At 66.8% G+C, this 16903-nt stretch carries 23 protein-coding genes; 6 read left to right on the plus strand and 17 right to left on the minus strand.

What is annotated here, in order from left to right; genetic code table 11:
* The 4 genes from FVF75_RS05440 to rplS form a co-directional block, all read right to left on the minus strand.
* Window positions 1-813 (minus strand): division plane positioning ATPase MipZ, encoded by an 813-nt coding sequence (locus tag FVF75_RS05440; RefSeq protein WP_148376935.1) that lies wholly within the window; start codon window positions 811-813, stop codon window positions 1-3.
* 100 nt (window positions 814-913) lie between these two features.
* Entirely contained in the window at window positions 914-1927 is a 1014-nt protein-coding gene (locus FVF75_RS05445) for a glycoside hydrolase 5 family protein (RefSeq protein WP_148376936.1), read from the minus strand.
* Window positions 1928-1994: 67 nt separating this feature from the next.
* A complete protein-coding gene (gene rpmE / locus FVF75_RS05450) occupies window positions 1995-2216 on the minus strand; it encodes a 50S ribosomal protein L31 (protein ID WP_148376937.1) in 222 nt (73 codons plus the stop codon).
* Between the two features lie 11 nt (window positions 2217-2227).
* On the minus strand, window positions 2228-2602 hold the full coding sequence (gene rplS / locus FVF75_RS05455) for a 50S ribosomal protein L19 (RefSeq protein WP_148376938.1): 375 nt from the start codon (window positions 2600-2602) through the stop codon (window positions 2228-2230).
* Between the two features lie 582 nt (window positions 2603-3184).
* Between rplS and FVF75_RS05460 the strand changes: the two genes are divergently transcribed.
* The gene (locus FVF75_RS05460) at window positions 3185-3823 is read left to right on the plus strand and encodes an outer membrane protein (protein WP_148376939.1); all 639 of its coding nucleotides are present in this window, start codon (window positions 3185-3187) and stop codon (window positions 3821-3823) included.
* Between the two features lie 33 nt (window positions 3824-3856).
* On the opposite strand, the gene trmD is transcribed toward FVF75_RS05460, so the two are convergent.
* From trmD to ffh, 10 genes are all read right to left on the minus strand, one after another.
* A complete protein-coding gene (gene trmD, locus FVF75_RS05465; RefSeq protein ID WP_148376940.1) occupies window positions 3857-4636 on the minus strand; it encodes a tRNA (guanosine(37)-N1)-methyltransferase TrmD in 780 nt (259 codons plus the stop codon).
* Window positions 4637-4680: 44 nt separating this feature from the next.
* On the minus strand, window positions 4681-5574 hold the full coding sequence (locus FVF75_RS05470; protein ID WP_148376941.1) for a hypothetical protein: 894 nt from the start codon (window positions 5572-5574) through the stop codon (window positions 4681-4683).
* Between the two features lie 72 nt (window positions 5575-5646).
* Window positions 5647-6456, minus strand: coding sequence for a hypothetical protein (locus FVF75_RS05475; protein WP_148376942.1), 810 nt, complete (start codon window positions 6454-6456; stop codon window positions 5647-5649).
* Entirely contained in the window at window positions 6453-6965 is a 513-nt protein-coding gene (gene rimM / locus FVF75_RS05480; RefSeq protein ID WP_148376943.1) for a ribosome maturation factor RimM, read from the minus strand. Before rimM ends, FVF75_RS05475 begins: the two co-directional genes overlap by 4 nt.
* A gap of 72 nt (window positions 6966-7037) precedes the next feature.
* Complete coding sequence (gene rpsP / locus FVF75_RS05485; protein WP_148376944.1) at window positions 7038-7448, minus strand: 30S ribosomal protein S16; 411 nt, start codon at window positions 7446-7448, stop codon at window positions 7038-7040.
* 36 nt (window positions 7449-7484) lie between these two features.
* Window positions 7485-7793, minus strand: a complete 309-nt coding sequence (locus FVF75_RS05490; protein WP_148376945.1) for a chorismate mutase — start codon at window positions 7791-7793, stop codon at window positions 7485-7487.
* 20 nt (window positions 7794-7813) lie between these two features.
* On the minus strand, window positions 7814-8356 hold the full coding sequence (locus FVF75_RS05495; RefSeq protein WP_246138004.1) for a GNAT family N-acetyltransferase: 543 nt from the start codon (window positions 8354-8356) through the stop codon (window positions 7814-7816).
* On the minus strand, window positions 8353-8883 hold the full coding sequence (locus FVF75_RS05500; protein ID WP_148376946.1) for a GNAT family N-acetyltransferase: 531 nt from the start codon (window positions 8881-8883) through the stop codon (window positions 8353-8355). Before FVF75_RS05500 ends, FVF75_RS05495 begins: the two co-directional genes overlap by 4 nt.
* Window positions 8880-9485, minus strand: coding sequence for a GNAT family N-acetyltransferase (locus FVF75_RS05505; protein WP_148376947.1), 606 nt, complete (start codon window positions 9483-9485; stop codon window positions 8880-8882). The genes FVF75_RS05500 and FVF75_RS05505 overlap by 4 nt, the downstream gene beginning before the upstream one ends.
* Window positions 9485-10972 carry a signal recognition particle protein gene (gene ffh, locus FVF75_RS05510; protein WP_148376948.1) on the minus strand — a complete coding sequence of 496 codons (1488 nt, stop codon included), beginning with the start codon at window positions 10970-10972 and terminating at the stop codon, window positions 9485-9487. The genes FVF75_RS05505 and ffh overlap by 1 nt, the downstream gene beginning before the upstream one ends.
* Window positions 10973-11313: 341 nt before the next feature.
* Between ffh and FVF75_RS05515 the strand changes: the two genes are divergently transcribed.
* On the plus strand, window positions 11314-12084 hold the full coding sequence (locus tag FVF75_RS05515) for a glycosyltransferase family protein (RefSeq protein ID WP_148376949.1): 771 nt from the start codon (window positions 11314-11316) through the stop codon (window positions 12082-12084).
* Here FVF75_RS05515 and FVF75_RS05520 read toward each other — a convergent pair.
* On the minus strand, window positions 12081-12557 hold the full coding sequence (locus FVF75_RS05520; RefSeq protein ID WP_148376950.1) for a hypothetical protein: 477 nt from the start codon (window positions 12555-12557) through the stop codon (window positions 12081-12083). The two genes, FVF75_RS05515 and FVF75_RS05520, sit on opposite strands and share 4 nt — an antisense overlap.
* Window positions 12558-12687: 130 nt before the next feature.
* Between FVF75_RS05520 and FVF75_RS05525 the strand changes: the two genes are divergently transcribed.
* From FVF75_RS05525 to FVF75_RS05535, 3 genes are all read left to right on the plus strand, one after another.
* On the plus strand, window positions 12688-13554 hold the full coding sequence (locus tag FVF75_RS05525) for a LysR family transcriptional regulator (protein WP_148376951.1): 867 nt from the start codon (window positions 12688-12690) through the stop codon (window positions 13552-13554).
* Complete coding sequence (locus FVF75_RS05530) at window positions 13551-14447, plus strand: DMT family transporter (protein WP_281289572.1); 897 nt, start codon at window positions 13551-13553, stop codon at window positions 14445-14447. Before FVF75_RS05525 ends, FVF75_RS05530 begins: the two co-directional genes overlap by 4 nt.
* A gap of 136 nt (window positions 14448-14583) precedes the next feature.
* Window positions 14584-15051: an Hsp20 family protein gene (locus FVF75_RS05535; RefSeq protein ID WP_174770070.1), complete on the plus strand. Its 468-nt coding sequence runs from the start codon at window positions 14584-14586 to the stop codon at window positions 15049-15051.
* 71 nt (window positions 15052-15122) lie between these two features.
* Here the strand turns inward: FVF75_RS05535 and FVF75_RS05540 are convergent, their stop codons facing one another.
* Window positions 15123-15488: a hypothetical protein gene (locus FVF75_RS05540; RefSeq protein ID WP_148376953.1), complete on the minus strand. Its 366-nt coding sequence runs from the start codon at window positions 15486-15488 to the stop codon at window positions 15123-15125.
* A gap of 120 nt (window positions 15489-15608) precedes the next feature.
* Window positions 15609-16091, minus strand: a complete 483-nt coding sequence (locus FVF75_RS05545) for an HPP family protein (RefSeq protein ID WP_217353125.1) — start codon at window positions 16089-16091, stop codon at window positions 15609-15611.
* Window positions 16092-16355: 264 nt separating this feature from the next.
* Between FVF75_RS05545 and FVF75_RS05550 the strand changes: the two genes are divergently transcribed.
* Window positions 16356-16895 (plus strand): globin domain-containing protein, encoded by a 540-nt coding sequence (locus FVF75_RS05550; RefSeq protein ID WP_187392982.1) that lies wholly within the window; start codon window positions 16356-16358, stop codon window positions 16893-16895.
* Window positions 16896-16903: the final 8 nt, after the last annotated feature.

Raw genomic sequence — 16903 nt, forward strand, 5'->3', positions numbered from 1 at the left:
CTAGAAATCCGCCGTCACGCCGGGCAGGTTCAGGGCCTTGATCAGGTCGCGCAATTCCTGCCGGGCGGCGACATTCGAGATGTTCATCTGCCCGACCACCCCCACGTCGCGCAGATCGAGCAGCGTCAGCCCGCGCGGAAACAGCTCGCGGAAGATCACCCGCTCGTTGAAGCCCGGCGCGGTGCGAAACCCGATCCGCCGCGACAGGTCGTCGAGCGCATGGCCCATCTTTTCCTTGTTGTGCATCGCCTGCGCCCCCAGCCGGTTGCGCACCACCACCCAGTCGATCGGCTTCAGCCCGGCCTGCGCCCGCAACTGGCGCGCGTTCCACACCATCTCGGAATAGACCGAGGGTGAGAGGATCTTGCCGGTCTCGCCGTCGATATGGGCCAGAAGGTCGAAATCGACGAAACTGTCGTTGAGCGGCGTGATCAGCGTGTCGGCCAGCGTATGCGCCACCTGGCTCAGCCGTGTGTGCGAGCCGGGGCAGTCGATCACGATGAAGTCGCAGTCACGCTCCATCGCCGCGACGGCCTGGCTCAGCCGCCGGTCATAGGCGTTCTCGCCGGGGCCGAGGCTGGCCTGATCGACCTCGGGCAGGTCGTGATAGACGGGCGTTGGCAGGGCAAGATCGTGGCGCTTGATCGTGGTCAGGCGGTTGGCGATGAAACGCGCGACGGTCTTCTGGCGCAGGTCGAGGTCGAGCATCCCGGTCCGGTGCCCCATCCGCGCCAGCGCCGTGGCCACGTGCATCGAGACCGTGGACTTGCCCGCGCCGCCCTTTTCATTTCCCACGACGATGATATGCGCCACGCTGTCACCCTACCAAATGTCGCGCGTTTGTCGCGCTTGGCCACAGGATAACGTGGTCCGCAGCCTGAGGAAAGGTGCGACGCACCATCGCGCCCGCGTTCTATCGCATGGCCGCGCGGAACACCTCCAGCGCCGGCTTGGGACGACCGTGCCGGTCATAGAGGCCTGAGAGGGAATGATACGACCCCGGATCGTCCGTCAGCTTGAAGTAATAGGCCCGCGCGACCGGCAATCGGGCGACCGTATCGAGGTAGAGGCCAAGACGGGAGGCGTGATACTCCGGCGATGTCGGCTCGACCTCGGGGTTGGGGCCGCCGAATTCGGTCAGCCAGACCGGGCGTCCCCCGGTGCGGGCCCGAACCCAGGCGACCGCGTCGGGCCAGGCGTTTACAGCGTCGTAGAGGTGCAGGTCGGCCACGTCGTAATCTGCCTGCGCCAGCGCCGCCGATACCATGTCGCGCGCGGCGCGGTTGCGCTCCGGGTCTTTCTCGCACAGATTCTGCATGATCGGGGTCGCATCGACCTCCGGGCCAAGGTCCGGCACCAGCCCGCCCTCGCAGAAAACCACCGAGTAGGGCGCGCGCCCGGTGACGCCGCCCAGCACCAGCGTCAGGTCCGGGCGCAGCCGGCGCACGGTTGCGGCGAACCGGGCGTGCAGCGCAAGGAACTCCGCCGTGCTGCCGGGAAAGCGGCTGTCCCATTCATTGGCGAACTGGATCGCCTCCAGATCGTCGCCGACCGCCGCCAGCAGCGCGCCGAGGAACGCCTCGAACGGGGCATCGGGGGCAATGGCGCAGGCTTTATCGTTGCGTCTGAGGCAGGCCGCGTCCGGCCCATCCGCCGAGACGGTCAGAAGCACCCGCAGCCCACCCGCGCGCAGGGCGCCGATCCGGCGCTGGAGCGGCGCGAAATCTTCGGGCGTTGCGTGAAGCGGCCTTCGCGCCCAGGTTTCCCCGATCCGAACATGACGCACCCCAAGCTCGTCCAGCGCGGTGACGGTAAAGGCCCGCGCCGCGTCGTCCCCGGCCGGTGGAAAGGCGATGCCGATCACCGGCCCGGACAGCGCAGGCAGCGGAGCGACGAGAAGCGCGAGGACGAGGGCGAGATGCTTCATGCCGCCATCAAACGAAAAACCCGCTGCCGGGGCAACGGGTTCTCGTGGTCTCGCAAGGCGGGACGGCTCAGAAGCCGAGGCCTGCGTACTTGTTCTTGAACTTCGACACGCGGCCGCCGGTGTCCATCAGGCGCGAGCTGCCGCCGGTCCAGGCCGGGTGAACCGAGGGGTCGATGTCGAGCGACAGGGTGTCGCCCTCGCTGCCCCAGGTCGATTTCATCTGCACCACGGTGCCATCGGTCATCTTGACGTCGATGATGTGGTAGTCGGGATGAGTGTCCTTTTTCATCGCGTCGGTCCTCAGCTTTTCGGGGCTTTGTAGTGGCTGTCTTCCGCGATCCGGGCCGATTTGCCACGGCGCGACCGCAGGTAGTAGAGCTTGGCGCGGCGCACACGGCCACGGCGCACGACCTCGATCGAGTCGATGTTGGTCGAATAGAGCGGGAACACGCGTTCCACACCCTCGCCGAAGGAAATCTTGCGCACGGTGAACGAGCCGGCAATGCCCTTGCCGTTGTTGCGGCCGATGCAGACGCCTTCGTAGTTCTGCACCCGGGTGCGCGACCCTTCGGTCACCTTGAAGCCGACACGCACGGTGTCGCCCGCCTTGAAATCCGGAATATCCTTGCCCAGCGCGGCGATCTGCTCGGCTTCCAGTTCTGCGATCAGGTCCATCCGATCACTCCTATGTTCGCTCGCGGTTCTGTCCGCGAAGGTGTGCCGCCTCAGAGCTCTCGGTCTTCGTCCGGGTCCGACTGCCCCAAAAAGGGGGTCGCCCGCCAGAGTTCAGGTCGTCTTTGCTGTTGTGCTTCGCCCGACCGGTCATGCCCCGCGGAAGAACACGGGAACCCGAACAAGCAAAGGCCCGCGCGACTCGCATGAGCCCCCGGACGAGCGGGGGTATAGGGCGATCGGGGCGAGGGGGCAAGGGGGTTGGCAAGATGGGCGGTGCGCAGCTCGCATTCCCTGCGCGCGCCGGCGACGAACGAGGGGCAGAGCCGCCCCATGTCCTGAGTCTCGACCTCCGGGGCACCGACAGGGTGTGGTCGATCAGGGGGCTGGATCGTGATCACCCGATCCAGACCTTGCGGGAACAGGTTCTGTCCGAGCGTCCTTGCAGAGTCGGCGTGACTTTTGTTGCAAAAATGAGACTTTCGTTTTTCGACTTGCCGGAATGTTGCGCGGTCACATTGCCCCCAGCGCAAAACTGTATTACCCAAATCGCGAGTAACCAATTGTTCTGAAGGAGCAGCAATTATGAAGACTGCAATCATCTCCACCGTCGTCGCCTCGTTCGTTGCCACTGCGGCCTCGGCCGGCACCATCGTTGCGCCCACGCCCGACCCGGTGATCATGCCGACCCCGGCGCCGGTCATGTCGTATTGGGATGGCTTCTATGCCGGTGCTGCCCTCGGCTGGGCGACTGGAGAATATACAAACTATGGCAACACTCCTGCAACTGTGACGCCGGGCGATGGCTTCTCCTACGGCGGTTTCGTAGGCTACAACTTCGTGATGGATGGCGGCTTCATGGTCGGTGCCGAACTGGCTGGGGGGCGCTTCAGCCTCGAAGACGCCGCCGCCGTCAACGAACTGAACATGACCCTGTTCGATGCCAAGCTGCGCGTCGGGTTCGAGGCCGACCGGGCCTTGGTCTACGCCTCGGGCGGCTACACTATGGGAACCGGTGAGGTTGTCAATACCTCCCCTGGTAGTCCCTATTCCGGAGAGGGTACCGGTTGGAACCTCGGCGCCGGTGTCGACTACCTCGTGACCGACAGCATGTTCGTCGGGGCCGAGTATGTCTACCGTGATATTACCGACTCGTTGAATGCCACACCGGCTTGGGATGCGCAGTTCCACACCTTCTCGGTTCGGGCCGGTATCAAGTTCTGATCTCGAAATACCTCGATCTCCGCGGGGCGGTCCTTAGGGGCCGCCCCGTTTCTTTTCCACATGCGCCGCCCACAGGTCCGGCCGTCGCTCGCGGGTGATCCGTTCGGCTTCGGCCTGCCGCAACTTGCCGATCTCGCCATGATGGCCTGACAGCAGCACATCGGGGATCGTCCGTCCGCGCCACTCGGCCGGGCGGGTGTAGTGCGGATGCTCCAGCAGCCCGTGCGAAAAGCTCTCGTCCTCGGTCGAGGCCAGGTTGCCCAGCACGCCGGGGCGCAGGCGCACCGCGGCGTCGATCACCGCCATCGCCGCGATCTCGCCGCCGGTCATCACGAAATCGCCCAGCGAGACCTCTTCGATGCCGTATTCCTCAAGCACCCGCTCGTCGACGCCCTCGAACCGCCCGCACAGAAGCGTCACGCCCTCGCACGCGGCGAAGCGCTGCGCCGTCGCCTGATCGAACCGTGCCCCGCGCGGCGACAGGTAGACCAGCGGCCAGCGCGCCCGGTCCGTCGGCATATCCGCGCCCACATGATCGAGCGCATCGGCCAGCACGTCGGCGCGCAGCACCATGCCCGCGCCGCCGCCCGCCGGGGTGTCGTCGACGTTCTTGTGCCGGCCCACGCCGAAGGGGCGCAGATCGGTCACATCGAGCCGCCAGCGCCCTTCGTCCAGCGCCTTGCCGGTCAGGCTTTCGCCCAGCACGCCGGGAAAGGCGCCGGGGACCAGCGTGATGACCTTGGCCACCCAGGCCGAGCAGGGCCGGTCGGGCGCCACGTCGGTCTGGTCCTGGGGTTCGGGGTTTTCGCTCATGGCGCTGTCCTACAATGCCCACGCCTTGGCGTGAACGGCTTTCTTCAACGGTCTTGCGCCACGCTCTCGCTCAGGTCCTTCAGCTTGGCATATCCCTCGCCCGGAAAGGTGGCCTCAAGTTCGTCCAGCCAGACCGGGTCCGGCAACTGATCGCGCGGCGCTTGGGCATCGACAAGGTCGATGACGCGGGCGCGGGCCTCGAAGCGGACGGAGGGATGCGGTGCGTTCAAAAGCAGCGTGGGGGTAAGCCCGGCCTCGCCCCGCGTGATCAACTCAGCCTGGATCGCCGGGCTGGCGACGTATCGCAACAGGGCGAAGTCGATCACCGCGCCCGCTTCGCCAACGCCGCCCGCCGCGTCATAGAAGGGATCGAAGGCCGTGGCCTTCACCTCGGCCTCCAGCCGCTGCACGATGGGGTCGACAAGCCCGACATCGATGCGCTCGACCGCGTACAGAGCCTCCAGCGCGCGGTCCAGCGCCGCGGCGGCCTTCGGGTCAGGGTCCGGCCAGGGGTCGGCCTCCGGCGCCGGTTGGTCCGCGCCCATCACCGCGATGTCCTTCAGAGCGGAGTCGAGAAACACCTCCATCTCGGCGGCATCGCGAAACGCCCATGCGCCGTAGAAAGCCGCCGCCCCAGTGATCGCCAACGGCAACCAGATCGGCAGCGCCACGACGCCAACGACCCGCGCCACCAGCAACCCGAGGCCATAGCACAGGGCGACCAGCACCACCTGCACCGCGGCCATGAACGCCAGCCCGGCCCAGCCCGCGCCGGTCGCGAGGTCGGGCTTTCGCGTCGCGGCGACATGCAGCAGGAACAGCGCCGCAAAAACCGGCAGCACGCGAAGCGGATGCGTGGCGATGCCGGCCAGCAGCACGCCGCCGTAGAGCGCGGCGGACAACAGGGCAAGCCCGGTGCGGCTGTAACGGCCGATCATTGCCTTGCCTCCCTCAAACCCCGCGCCCTGGGCCAAGAAAAGGCGAAACCGGGGGACAATGCCACCCGAAATTCACCCCTCGTCGATCCCCGCCAGCGCGATCAGCATCGCCTTGGCGTCGGCGCATTCCTCGTCGTCCAGCGCCGAGCGGTTCAATTCCAGCACCGCCGCGACGGTCTCTTCGTCGGGTGTGACCTTGAGGCGGCGATGCGGGATCATGGCGGCGACCACGTCGTCGGGCACGTCCAGTGCGCGCAGGATCGGCCAAGCGGGGCCAAGCCGGTGGTCGCGGCTGCCTTCCAGAGGTGCGCGGATCAACGGGCGGTCGCCAAGTGTGGCTTCGACCGCAGCGAGAAGCGGGCCGGTTTCGGCAACCGGGGCAAGGCGCGTGGAAAACACCTCACGGTCGAGGTCCAGGCGCGACACCTTGAGGTTTTGCCAATAGAGGCTCGCCAGCCAGTCCCGCGACGCGCGGGTCGAGACCAGAAACCGAAGGTCGGGATTGCCGAAGCGGGCCTCGATCCGGCGGCGAACCTCGCCGATCAAGACCGGCAAGGCACCATAGTCCCGCACCGGCCCCAGCCCCGGAATGTGCCCCGACAGATCGACATTGACGATGCACAGCGTCGGACCGGAGGTTTGCGTATCCGACAGCCGTGCCGCCAGTGCCGCGCCAAGCCGATCCAGCGCGCCGGGGGTCGGGGTCTGGCTGTAGCGTTTGGCCGCTTCGCTGACCTCGGGCCAGCTTTTGCGCCCGACGAATTCCGCGAACGGGGCAAGCAGCGCGCGGTTGTCGAACAGCGTGCGTTCGGCGGTCGAGGTGCCGGTCTTGTGCAGGCCGAAATGGACCAGAACGTGCCGGGGCCGCACAGCAGCAATCATTCCCCGAACACACCTTCCGGCGGGTCGGCCACGATCCGTCCGGCCCCAAGGTCGACAGTCGGAACGGCGGCCAGCGTGAAGGGCAGAAGCACCGGCGCATCCAGTCCGGGGCCGGTGATCTCGAGGATGTCGCCCGCGCCGTGGTTATGCACCGCGGCCACGGAGCCAAGTTTCCTGCCACCGGTGTCATACACCGACAGCCCGATCAGATCGGCATGGTAGAACTCATCGTCGGGCAGCGAGGGCAGGGCGCTGCGGTCGACGAAAAGCCGCGTGCCCCGCAGCGCGTCGGCCTGTTCCCTGGTCGAAATCCCGGACACCCGCGCGGCGAAGCCGTTGGCGATCGGGCGCGAGATTTCGAGGGTGAACGAGCGCGCGCCATCCTCGGTCCAGAGCGGGCCGTAGGTGGCGATCGCCTCGGGGGCGGTGCAAAAGCTTTTCAGCCGCACCTCGCCATGCACGCCGAACGCCCCGGCAAACGCGCCAACGCAAATGCGATCCTGGCTCATCGCCTCCTCCTGATGCAAACGGGCGCGGACCCTGCCGGCCCCGCGCCCATGAAGCCGCTCGGGTTCCGCCGATTACTCGGCCGATTCCTCGGCGGCAGCCTCTTCGGCAGCTTCTTCGGCGGGCGCTGCGGCCGGGGCGTTTGCGGCAGCGGCCTTTTCGGCCTTCTCGGCGGCGCGCTCCTGGGCCTTGGTGCCGGGCTGGCCCTTTTTCAGGTTGGCACGCTCTTTCTTCTCGAGCACACCGGCGGCTTCCAGCATCCGGGCGACCCGGTCGGTCGGCTGCGCGCCCTTGTCGAGCCACGCCTTGATCGCGTCGAGGTCCATTTTCACCCGGTCTTCCGAATCCTTGGGCAGCAACGGGTTGTAGGTGCCCAGCTTTTCGATGAAGCGGCCATCGCGGGGCATCCGCGAGTCGGCGGCAACGATGCGATAGAACGGGCGCTTTTTCGAGCCGCCGCGGGCGAGACGAATTTTCATAGCCATGGTCAGTTTCTCCTGTTTGCTAGCTATCTGAAGGGCCTATGCCCCTTCATCCTGGAATTTCTCGTGGTGGTGGATGACTTCCCGAATGATGAAATTCAGGAAAGCCTTGGCGAATTCCGGGTCCAGATCGGCCCGTTTCGCCAGGTCTTCGAGCCGCTCGATCTGGGCCGCTTCGCGGGCCGGATCGGATGCGGGAAGGTCGTGTTCGGCCTTGAGCCGGCCCACCGCCTGGGTGTGCTTGAACCGCTCGCCCAGCGTGTAGACGAGGATCGCGTCGAGCCGGTCGATCGAGGCGCGATGCTCCTTGAGCAGCGCGGCGGCGCGGGCGGTGTCGTCGTCGGTCATGTCTGCCTCGTTGCGCGGGGTCATGCGGCCACCTCGTCGGGCGAGGGATGGCGCCAGATTTCGCAGGTGCCGTGTTTCGGGTGCTCAAAGCTCGATTCGCGCACCGCCCCGAGACGCGTTGCCAGCGCCACGGACCGGGCGTTGTCCGGCAGGATCAGCGAGATCGCGGTGATCCAGCCCAGTTTGGCATAGGCATAGCGCCGTGCCGCTCTGGTGGCCTCGAATGCCAGCCCCTTGCCCTCGGCATGGGCCATCAGGGTCCAGCCCAGTTCCGGCTCGGGCCAGCCGTCAGGATACCACATGCCGGCGCGGCCCATGTAGCGCCCGGTCGCCTTGTCCTCGAGCGCCCAGAAACCGAAACCGCGCAGGCCCCAGTGGCCGAGAAACCCGGCAAACGCCCGCCAGACCTGATCGCGCGGCAGCGGCCCGCCGACGAAACGCGACCGCTCGCTGTCGAAAAACGCGGCCTCATCCTCGAAGTCGCACGGCTTGGGGGCGCGCAGGATTAGCCGCTCGGTCTCGAGCGTCGGGATCGAAAAGGTGGTGGGGGCCAGCGCGCTCACCGTGCCAGATCCTCCGGCGAGGGGTGACGGAAAACCCGCGTGACCTGGCCGCCGGACGAGGTCCAGTCACGCTCATACCAGGCCCCCAGACGGGTGGCGAGACCGGCGGAGCGGTCGTTGCCGTGCACGATCAGCGAGATCAGCGTGCTCATCCCCAGCGGCCCGTAGGCATGGGCGCGCATCGCCTCGGCGGCCTCGCGGGCATAGCCTTTGCCCTCGATCCCGGTGGAATGCACGAACCAGCCGATTTCCGGCTCCGGCCAGCCTTCGGGCGCCCAGAGGCCGACCATGCCGACACCGTCGCCGCCTTTGGTCTCGACGGTCCAGAAGCCATAGCCGCGCAGGGCAAAATGGCCAAGGTTGGAGGCGAACCAGCGCCAGGCCTGATCGCGCGAGATGACGCCGCCGAAACCTTCGGAGCGCGGTTCGGAATAGAACTGCGCCACGGCGTCGAAGTCGCGTTCTTCCGGCGCGCGCAGGACCAGCCGCTCGGTGGTCAGGGTGGGGATGTCGAGGGTCGGGCTCATGCGTAGGCCTCCATGCCGCCATCGGCATCGTCGGGCGCATGGCGATAGACCAGGATGTCGTCGTCGATTTCCGCCGCCGCCACATCGTCGCGCCATGCGCCAAGACGCTCGGCCAGCCGGATCGAGCGACCGTTGGGCGGGTCGATGTAGGAGACCAGCGCGGGCAGGGCGAGCGTGTCGAGCGCCCAGGCCTTGACCGCCTGTGCCGCCTCGAAGGCGATGCCCCGGCCCTCGGCGGCCTGGTCGATGAACCAGCCCAGTTCCGGTTCGCGGTCGCCCTCTTCGAAACAGGTCGGAATGAAGCCCAGCACCGCGCCGCCGTCGCGCGCCTCGATCGTCCAGAGGCCGTGGCCGCGCAGGTGCCAGCCGGCAACGCATTGGCAGAAGTCGAGCCAGGCTGCGCGGCGATCCAGCGGGCCGCCCATATGCACCGCGCGGTCGCTCATCAGGATGGCGCCGAAAAGGGCGAAATCCTCGATCCGGGGCGCGCGGAGGATCAGCCGCGCGGTCTCGAGCCGAGGCAGGCTGGTCTGCAGCGCCGCCGCCTGCACGGCGGCCTCGCCGGTCGACGGCACTTCGTGGGGATATGCGGCGGGCGTCATCACTTCTTCTTGCCGAAGCCCGACAGGCCCGAGGGCAGGCCCATGCCGCCGCCGAGGCCGGGCATCCCGCCCTTGCCACCCAGCATCCTGGCGGCTTCTTCCATCGCCTTGGGGTCGTTCATGTCGGGCATACCGCCTTTGCCGCCCAGGCTTTTCATGGCCTGTTTCAGCATCCCGCCTTTGCCCATCTTGCCCATCTTCTTCATCATGTCGGCCATCTGGCGCTGCATCTTGAGCAGTTTGTTGAGATCCGACACCTCCTGCCCGGCGCCCTTGGCGATGCGCTTCTTGCGGCTGGCCTGCAACAGTTGCGGGTTGGCGCGCTCGCGCTTGGTCATCGACTGGATCAGCGCGATCTGGCGGGTGATGACCTTGTCGTCAAATCCCGCCTCCTGCACCTGCTTGGCCATCTTGCCCATGCCGGGCATCATGCCCATGACGCTTTCCATGCCGCCCATCTTCTGCATCTGCTCAAGCTGGCCCTTGAGGTCGTTCATGTTGAACTGACCCTTCTGGAAGCGGCGCATCATGCGCTCGGCCTGTTCGGCCTCGAGCGTTTCCTGCGCCTTCTCGACCAGCGCCACGATGTCGCCCATGCCGAGGATGCGGCCCGCGATGCGCTCCGGTTCGAAGGTCTCCAGCGCGTCCATCTTCTCGCCGACGCCGACGAACCGGATCGGCTTGCCGGTGACGGCACGCATCGACAAGGCCGCACCGCCGCGCCCGTCGCCGTCCATCCGGGTCAGTACGACGCCGGAGATGCCGATCTTGTCGTCGAACTCCTGCGCCACCTCGACCGCGACCTGGCCGGTCAGCCCGTCGACCACCAGAAGGGTTTCGCGCGGGTTGACGGCGGCCGAGACCTGCTCGACCTCGCTCATCAGCACTTCGTCGATATGCAGCCGCCCGGCGGTGTCGAGCATGTAGACGTCATAACCGCCCAGCGTCGCCTGCTGTTTGGCCCGCTTGGCGATGTCGACGGGTTTCTGCCCGGCAACGATCGGCAGCGTGTCGACGCCGATCTGCGCGCCCAGCACTTCGAGCTGTTGCATGGCGGCGGGGCGGTAGACGTCGAGCGAGGCCATCAGCACGCGCTTGCCGTCGCGCTCCTTGAGCCGCTTGGCCAGTTTCGCCGTCGAGGTGGTCTTGCCACCGCCCTGAAGCCCGACCATCAGGATCGGGGCGGGTGGGTTGTCGATCTTGAGCTTGCCGGGGTCTTCGTCGCCGGTGAGGACCGCGACCAGTTCGTCATGCACGATCTTGACGACCTGCTGGCCCGGCGTCACCGACTTGGTGACCGCCTGACCGGTGGCCTTGTCCTGCACCCGCTTGACGAAATCGCGCGCCACCGGCAGCGACACGTCGGCCTCGAGCAGCGCCACCCGCACCTCGCGCAGCGCCGTCTTGACGTCGTCGGCTGACAGCGCGCCCTGCTTGGTCAGGCGCTCGAAGACACCTGACAGGCGGTCTGAAAGGCTCTCGAACATGTCATCGGCTCCTTTGCCGTTTTGGCCTGTGCCCCCAAGATAGGGGCGGGTGCGCGATGGTCCAAATGGCCGGCGCCGCCTTGGGCACCGTGAATGCAGGTGCGCCCCCGTGGGCGCAACGCGCTGACGGGGGGCGATCCCGGCCATGGGCCAAGGGACCGGAAGCTGTGATACTTCCGGGGTCGCGAGGCGTTTAGGCGGGTGCGGGCGGCGAGTCAAGCGGGGGACGCTGTCCCCCACGGCCAATTCGCGTTGCGAATTGACCTCCCCCTGGAGTGTATTTGCCAAGATGAATTGGCAAGGGCTTGTGCCTGCGCGGGATTTGCGTCTGAGATCGGCGGATGGACAAGGGCGTCATCTACGTGGCCACGGGGCCGGAGTATCGCGATCTGGCCGAGGTATCGGCCCGGTCGCTGCGCGCGGTGGAGCCGGATTTGCCGGTCGATCTATTCACCGACGACCCCGGCTCGGCGGCGCCGGGGCTGTTTGATCAGGTGCACCGGATCGACGATCCGCACCCACGGTCCAAACTCGATTGCATGGCGCAGACACGATTTGCGCGCACGCTGTTTCTGGATGCCGATACGCTGGTGGTGGCGCCGCTAGGCGATCTGTTCGACCTGCTGGAGCGGTTCGAGATGGCGCTGGCGCATGATGTGCGGCGCGCTTCCGATCTGATCCGGGCCGGGCTGGAGGAGGTGACGCCCTATGCCTTTCCGCAGATGAACTCGGGCGTGGTTCTCTACCGCCGGTCGCCCGGGGTGATGGATTTCCTGGCCGAATGGGCGCGGCGTTTTGCGGCCAGCGGGCAGGCGCGCGACCAGGTGGTGTTGAAGGACATGCTGTGGCGGAGCGACCTGCGCTTCTACGTGCTGCCGCCCGAGTTCAACCTGCGCCGGGTGACGGTGCTGGATGCCTGGGAACCTCTGGATGCGCGTCCGACCATCCTGCATTCGCATCGGCTGATGGATCACATGCGGGGGACGGGGGCGCGGATTACCGATGCGCCGGCGCTGGTCGAGGCCGAGCGCGCGGCGCTGGCGGCGGAGTGGGAGGCTGTCGGCGGGCGCGACCCCGACCCGGTGCGGCGGTTTTTCAGGGGCAAAACCTAGCGCGTCTTGCCGAGCCAGTCGTTGATCTTGGCTTCGACCAGGTGGTGCGACGAGCCGCTGGAATAGGCCAGCGTGACCGGGTGGCGTCCGACGCTCTTGCCGCGGTCGAAGACCAGCACCACGCGGTAGGTCACACCGCCCTCGGAGCCGTGGCTGGTCTCGATCTCGGCACGGCCGATGTCACTGAGCTTGTGCCGGACCCGGGCGCCGCCGAAGAGGTTCTTGCGCCGAAACTCGACCCAGTCGTCGGGGCGGTGGAACACCACCTGCACCCGGCGCACGAACGCCCAGAAGGCCAAAAGGCCAAGGCCGCCGCCCAGAAGGGCGAACACGATGCCCCAGCCCTCACCGGCCAGCATCAGCCCGATGCCGACCCCGACGAAGATCATGATGAAGACGATCAGCCCGAGGCCCAGAAGGATCGGGCGGTCCTCGACGATCAGAAGGTCGGGCGTGTCGGTGGTGATTTTCATCTGCGGCCCCGGCGGTTTTTCGGAAAGTAGCCCGGGGGACTTGGTTGGGGAAGGGACATCGCCCGCTTGCAACCGCGAACAGGATCAGCCTAACGTCGAAGGAAATGTTCACTCACGCACAGGACGGGCCATGCAGGACTGGGACGAATACCGCACCGCCTACGAAGTCGTGCGCCACGGAACTGTCAGCGGGGCGGCGGCGGCGCTCGGGGTGCATCATGCCACGGTAATCCGCCATGTCGACGCGCTCGAGGCGCGGTTGGGGGTGAAACTGTTTCAGCGCCATGCCCGCGGCTATACCCCGACCGAGGCGGGGGCCGATCTGGCCCGGGTCGCGCAGGCCACCGACGATCAGTTCGCCCAGCTTGGCGCGCGTCTGACGGGGCAGGGCGCGGCGGTGTCGGGCGAGCTGGTGGTGACCACGTTGGCGAGTTCCGTGCCCCGTCTGTTGCCAGTGCTGGCGCAGTTTCGCGCCGCGCACCCGGAGGTCCGGATCACCTGCCGCACCGGGCGCAGGCTGTTCCGGCTGGAATATGGCGAGGCGCATGTGGCGATCCGTGCCGGCAGCCCGCCGCGCGAACCCGACAACGTGGTGCAGGAGTTGACGACCGTCCGCCCGGCGCTGTTTGCCGCCCCCGCCTATGTCGCGCGCCGGGGGATGCCGACCGAGGCGGACCTTGCGACACATGATTTCATCGGGCCGGACAGCGACAATCCGGGCCCGCCGGCGCTGAAATGGCTGGTCGCGAATGTGCCCGCCGACCGGATCGTGTTCCGCGCCAATGACGAAACCAGCCTGACCGTCGCGTTGCTGGCCGGGCTTGGCCTCGGATTCGCCTCACCGGGCGAGGACCGCGATCTGATCGAGGTGATGCCGCCGCGCGCGGAGTGGTCTTCGACCCTGTGGCTGGTCACGCACATGGATCTGCACCGCACCGCCAAGGTTCAGGCGCTGACGCGGTTTCTCAAGGCGGCGATGGCGGATGGTGCGCCGTGATCCGGTATGGCGGGGCCGAGGCGGTCAAGGGGCATCTTGCGATGCTGGCCTTTTCGGCGCTGATCGGGGGATCGTTTTCGTTCGGTGGGCTGATCGCCAACGACATCGCGCCGGTGGTGTCGCAGGCGCTGCGCTTTGCCATGGCGGCCGTGGTCCTTGGCATCGCCGCCCTGGCGACCGGGCAGTTGCGCCGTGCCGATCTGGCGGCGCCCTGGCGCTACCTGATGCTGGGCGCCATGATGGCGATCTACTTCGTGATGATGTTCGAGGCGCTGAAGACGGCGACGCCGGTGTCGACCTCGGCGGTGATGACGTTGATGCCGATCATGACGGCGGTGTTTTCCTTCCTGATCCTGCGGCAGACAACGACGCGGCGGATGGTGGCGGCGCTGGCGGTCGGGGCGGCGGGGGCGCTCTGGGTGATTTTCCGCGGCGACCGGGCCGCGCTGATGACCTTCGATGTCGGCCGGGGCGAGTTGATCTTCTTTGTCGGCTGCATCGCGCATGCGCTTTACGTGCCGTTGACGCGCTGGTCGAACCGGGGCGAGGCGGCGGTGACGACCTCGTTTCTGGTGCTGTTGGCTGCGACGATGCTGGTGTTTGCCTATGGCTGGACCGAGATCCGTGCGACCGATTACGGCGCGTTGCGCCCGATGGTCTGGGTCGCGCTGGGCTATCTGGTGATCGGCACGACGGCGGTGACATTCGTGCTGGTCGCCTATGCGTCGATGCGGCTGGATGGGGCCAAGGTGCTGGCCTATACCTACCTCACGCCGGGCTGGGTGATCCTGTGGGAGCTGGCGTTCGGGAACGGCTTGCCGGGGGCGATGGTGCTGCCGGGCGTGGGGCTGACGATGCTGGCGCTGGCGATGCTGCTCAAGCACGAAACCTGAGCGGGCAGGCGGTTTCCGACCTCTTGAAACCGCCCGACAGCTTCCTAATTCAATCATGCGGACGCCGCCGAGCGGGTCCGTTTTCGCCCGTCCCAGAGGGAGGGCACAACCTGTTGTCGCTCAATGGAGGATGACCATGCGCAACTTTGACCTTTCGCCGCTCTACCGGGCCACGGTCGGCTTTGACCAGCTTGCCGAAATGATGGACCGGGTGTTCACCAACGATGTGAGCCGCGAGACCTATCCGCCCTACAACATCGAGAAAACCGGCGATGATGCCTGGCGCATCTCGGTGGCCGTGGCGGGCTTCACCGACGACGAGTTGAATGTCGAGGTGAAGGAAAACGCCCTGTTCATTTCGGCCCGCAAGGCCGAGGACGACCAGGAGCGGACCTATCTTTATCGCGGCATCGCCACCCGCGCCTTCGAGCGTCGGTTCCACCTGGCCGAGCACGTCCGCGTGACCGGTGCGGCGCATGAGAACGGCATGCTGCACATCGACCTTGTGCGCGAAGTGCCCGAGGCGCTGAAACCGCGCCGGATCGAGATCGCATCGTCGCGCGATGTCGAGACGAAGGCGATCGAAGCCGAGACCGCGGCCTGACCGCAGGTCTTGTAGCTGCATGACCGGGGCGCGCTCTCAGCCGGGGGCGCGCCTTTTGCGTTCGGATCGCCTCAACATGGCTGGTTCCAGCGCACGATGATGGTGCCCACCGTGTTGGTCGCGTCGTCCCAATAGATCGTCACCGCGCGCCGGGCCGTTGCGGCGGCGCGCAGGTTGTCGAGCGTCGGGGCGTAGCGGTTGACCTGCCCCGGGCTCAGCGGCGCGATGCCGCCGCCATAGACGATGCGGTCGGGATGAAAGGCGATGACCGCGCCGATGCCCTGAAACGACCAGCTGATCGAGACACCTGATCCTGTGGACCAGTCGGTCCAGGCCCCGTTCGGGCGGCCGGTCGCGTTCTGCGACGCGGCCTGGGCCGCACCTGGCAATGCGCCCCAAAGCGCGGCGGCGGCGATGATGGGCTTGAAGACACTCATGCGAAAACTCCCTGATACAGGCACGGGCGGCGTGTCCGACCTGTCGGGAAGTATGCGGGCGGCCCGTCCGATCTGGTAACGCGCATGCCTGGCGATGGCGGGGTTTGGCCTGTTCGGCCGTCAGGGCCGCATCCGGGGCCAGTGCTGGCCGACGCCGATGTTGTTCACCACCAGCGCGACCAGAAGCAGCGCCAGCGCCCCCAGTCCGACCGGCAGCACCGCATAGCTGTAGCCCATCGCGTGAATTTCCGGCGACCCGGCCACGGCGATCAGCGCCGAGGCGCCGCCCGGCGGGTGCACGCTGCGGGTGATCTGCATCGCGAAGATCGCCAAAGACACCGCCAGCGCGGCGGCCAGCCAGTCGGCCTGGCCAAGCACCAGATAGACCGAAACCCCGATCAGGGCCGACAGCACATGCCCGACAAGGACGTTGTAGGGTTGCGCGAACGGGCTGGTCGGCGTGCCGTAGAGCAGCACCGCCGTGGCCCCGAACGCCCCGATCATCAGGGTCAGGTCGGTGTCGGCCAGCCCATGCTGCGCCAGCCCGGCGACAAGCCCGATCCCGACGAACCCCCCGATCAGGCTGCGCAGCGCCGTAATCACGTCCGGGCGCGTCGCAAGGCGCGAAACGGGGCGCGAAAAAGGCCGGAGCCGAGGGGGATTCCGTTGGTCCATCGTGATTCTCTATCACAGTTATTCGAATAAACGAATATAAAATTTCACGGCGGCGTGATCTTGCGAAAAAATCCGAAAGCCCGGCTATGCGCCGAGGCCCGACCCCCGGTTTTCACGCGAATCGTTACGGCTTCTTAAGAGTTCCCTGCTTGATTGGGGCTGGGGACGCGCGACGCCTCGGATCGGATGCCAATGGAAGACATTGAATATGAACTGATTCAGCACTGCATGGAGGATCTGTCTCTGTCACGCCTGGAATTCCCGCGCCGGTTTTATGAGCGTCTGTTCCGCCGCGCGCCGGAAATCGAAAAGCTGTTTACCAAGGACAGAACCCGTCAGAGCCTTATGCTCTACGCCGTCATGGCCATGGTGGTCCGTTGCATGCGCTCGGGCAAGGATGTGTCGGGGGAACTCGGCCAATTCGGCCGCCGACATGCGCGTGTCGGGGTGCGCGAAGAAATGTTTCCCATCTTCGGGCAGGCATTCATCGACACGATGGTCGAGTTTCTGCCGCACCGGCATGCGGAGGTTCTGGAACGCGCCTGGACGCCGACATTTGCGCGCATCTCCACCGGCGTGATCGCCGGGATGCGAAACACCACCCCCGATGCGCCGCTGTTCCGGCCCGATCCCAAGCGGCGGTCAAACCCGCCCACCTGTCCGAATCGGGCCGGAAACCACGGCGGAAAAAGCCGCGGTCCAAGCAAGGCGCCGGCCCCAATCGAGGACTAGGAAAGCCG

Source organism: Maritimibacter fusiformis, from assembly GCF_008086115.1.
GTDB lineage: Bacteria > Pseudomonadota > Alphaproteobacteria > Rhodobacterales > Rhodobacteraceae > Muriiphilus > Muriiphilus fusiformis.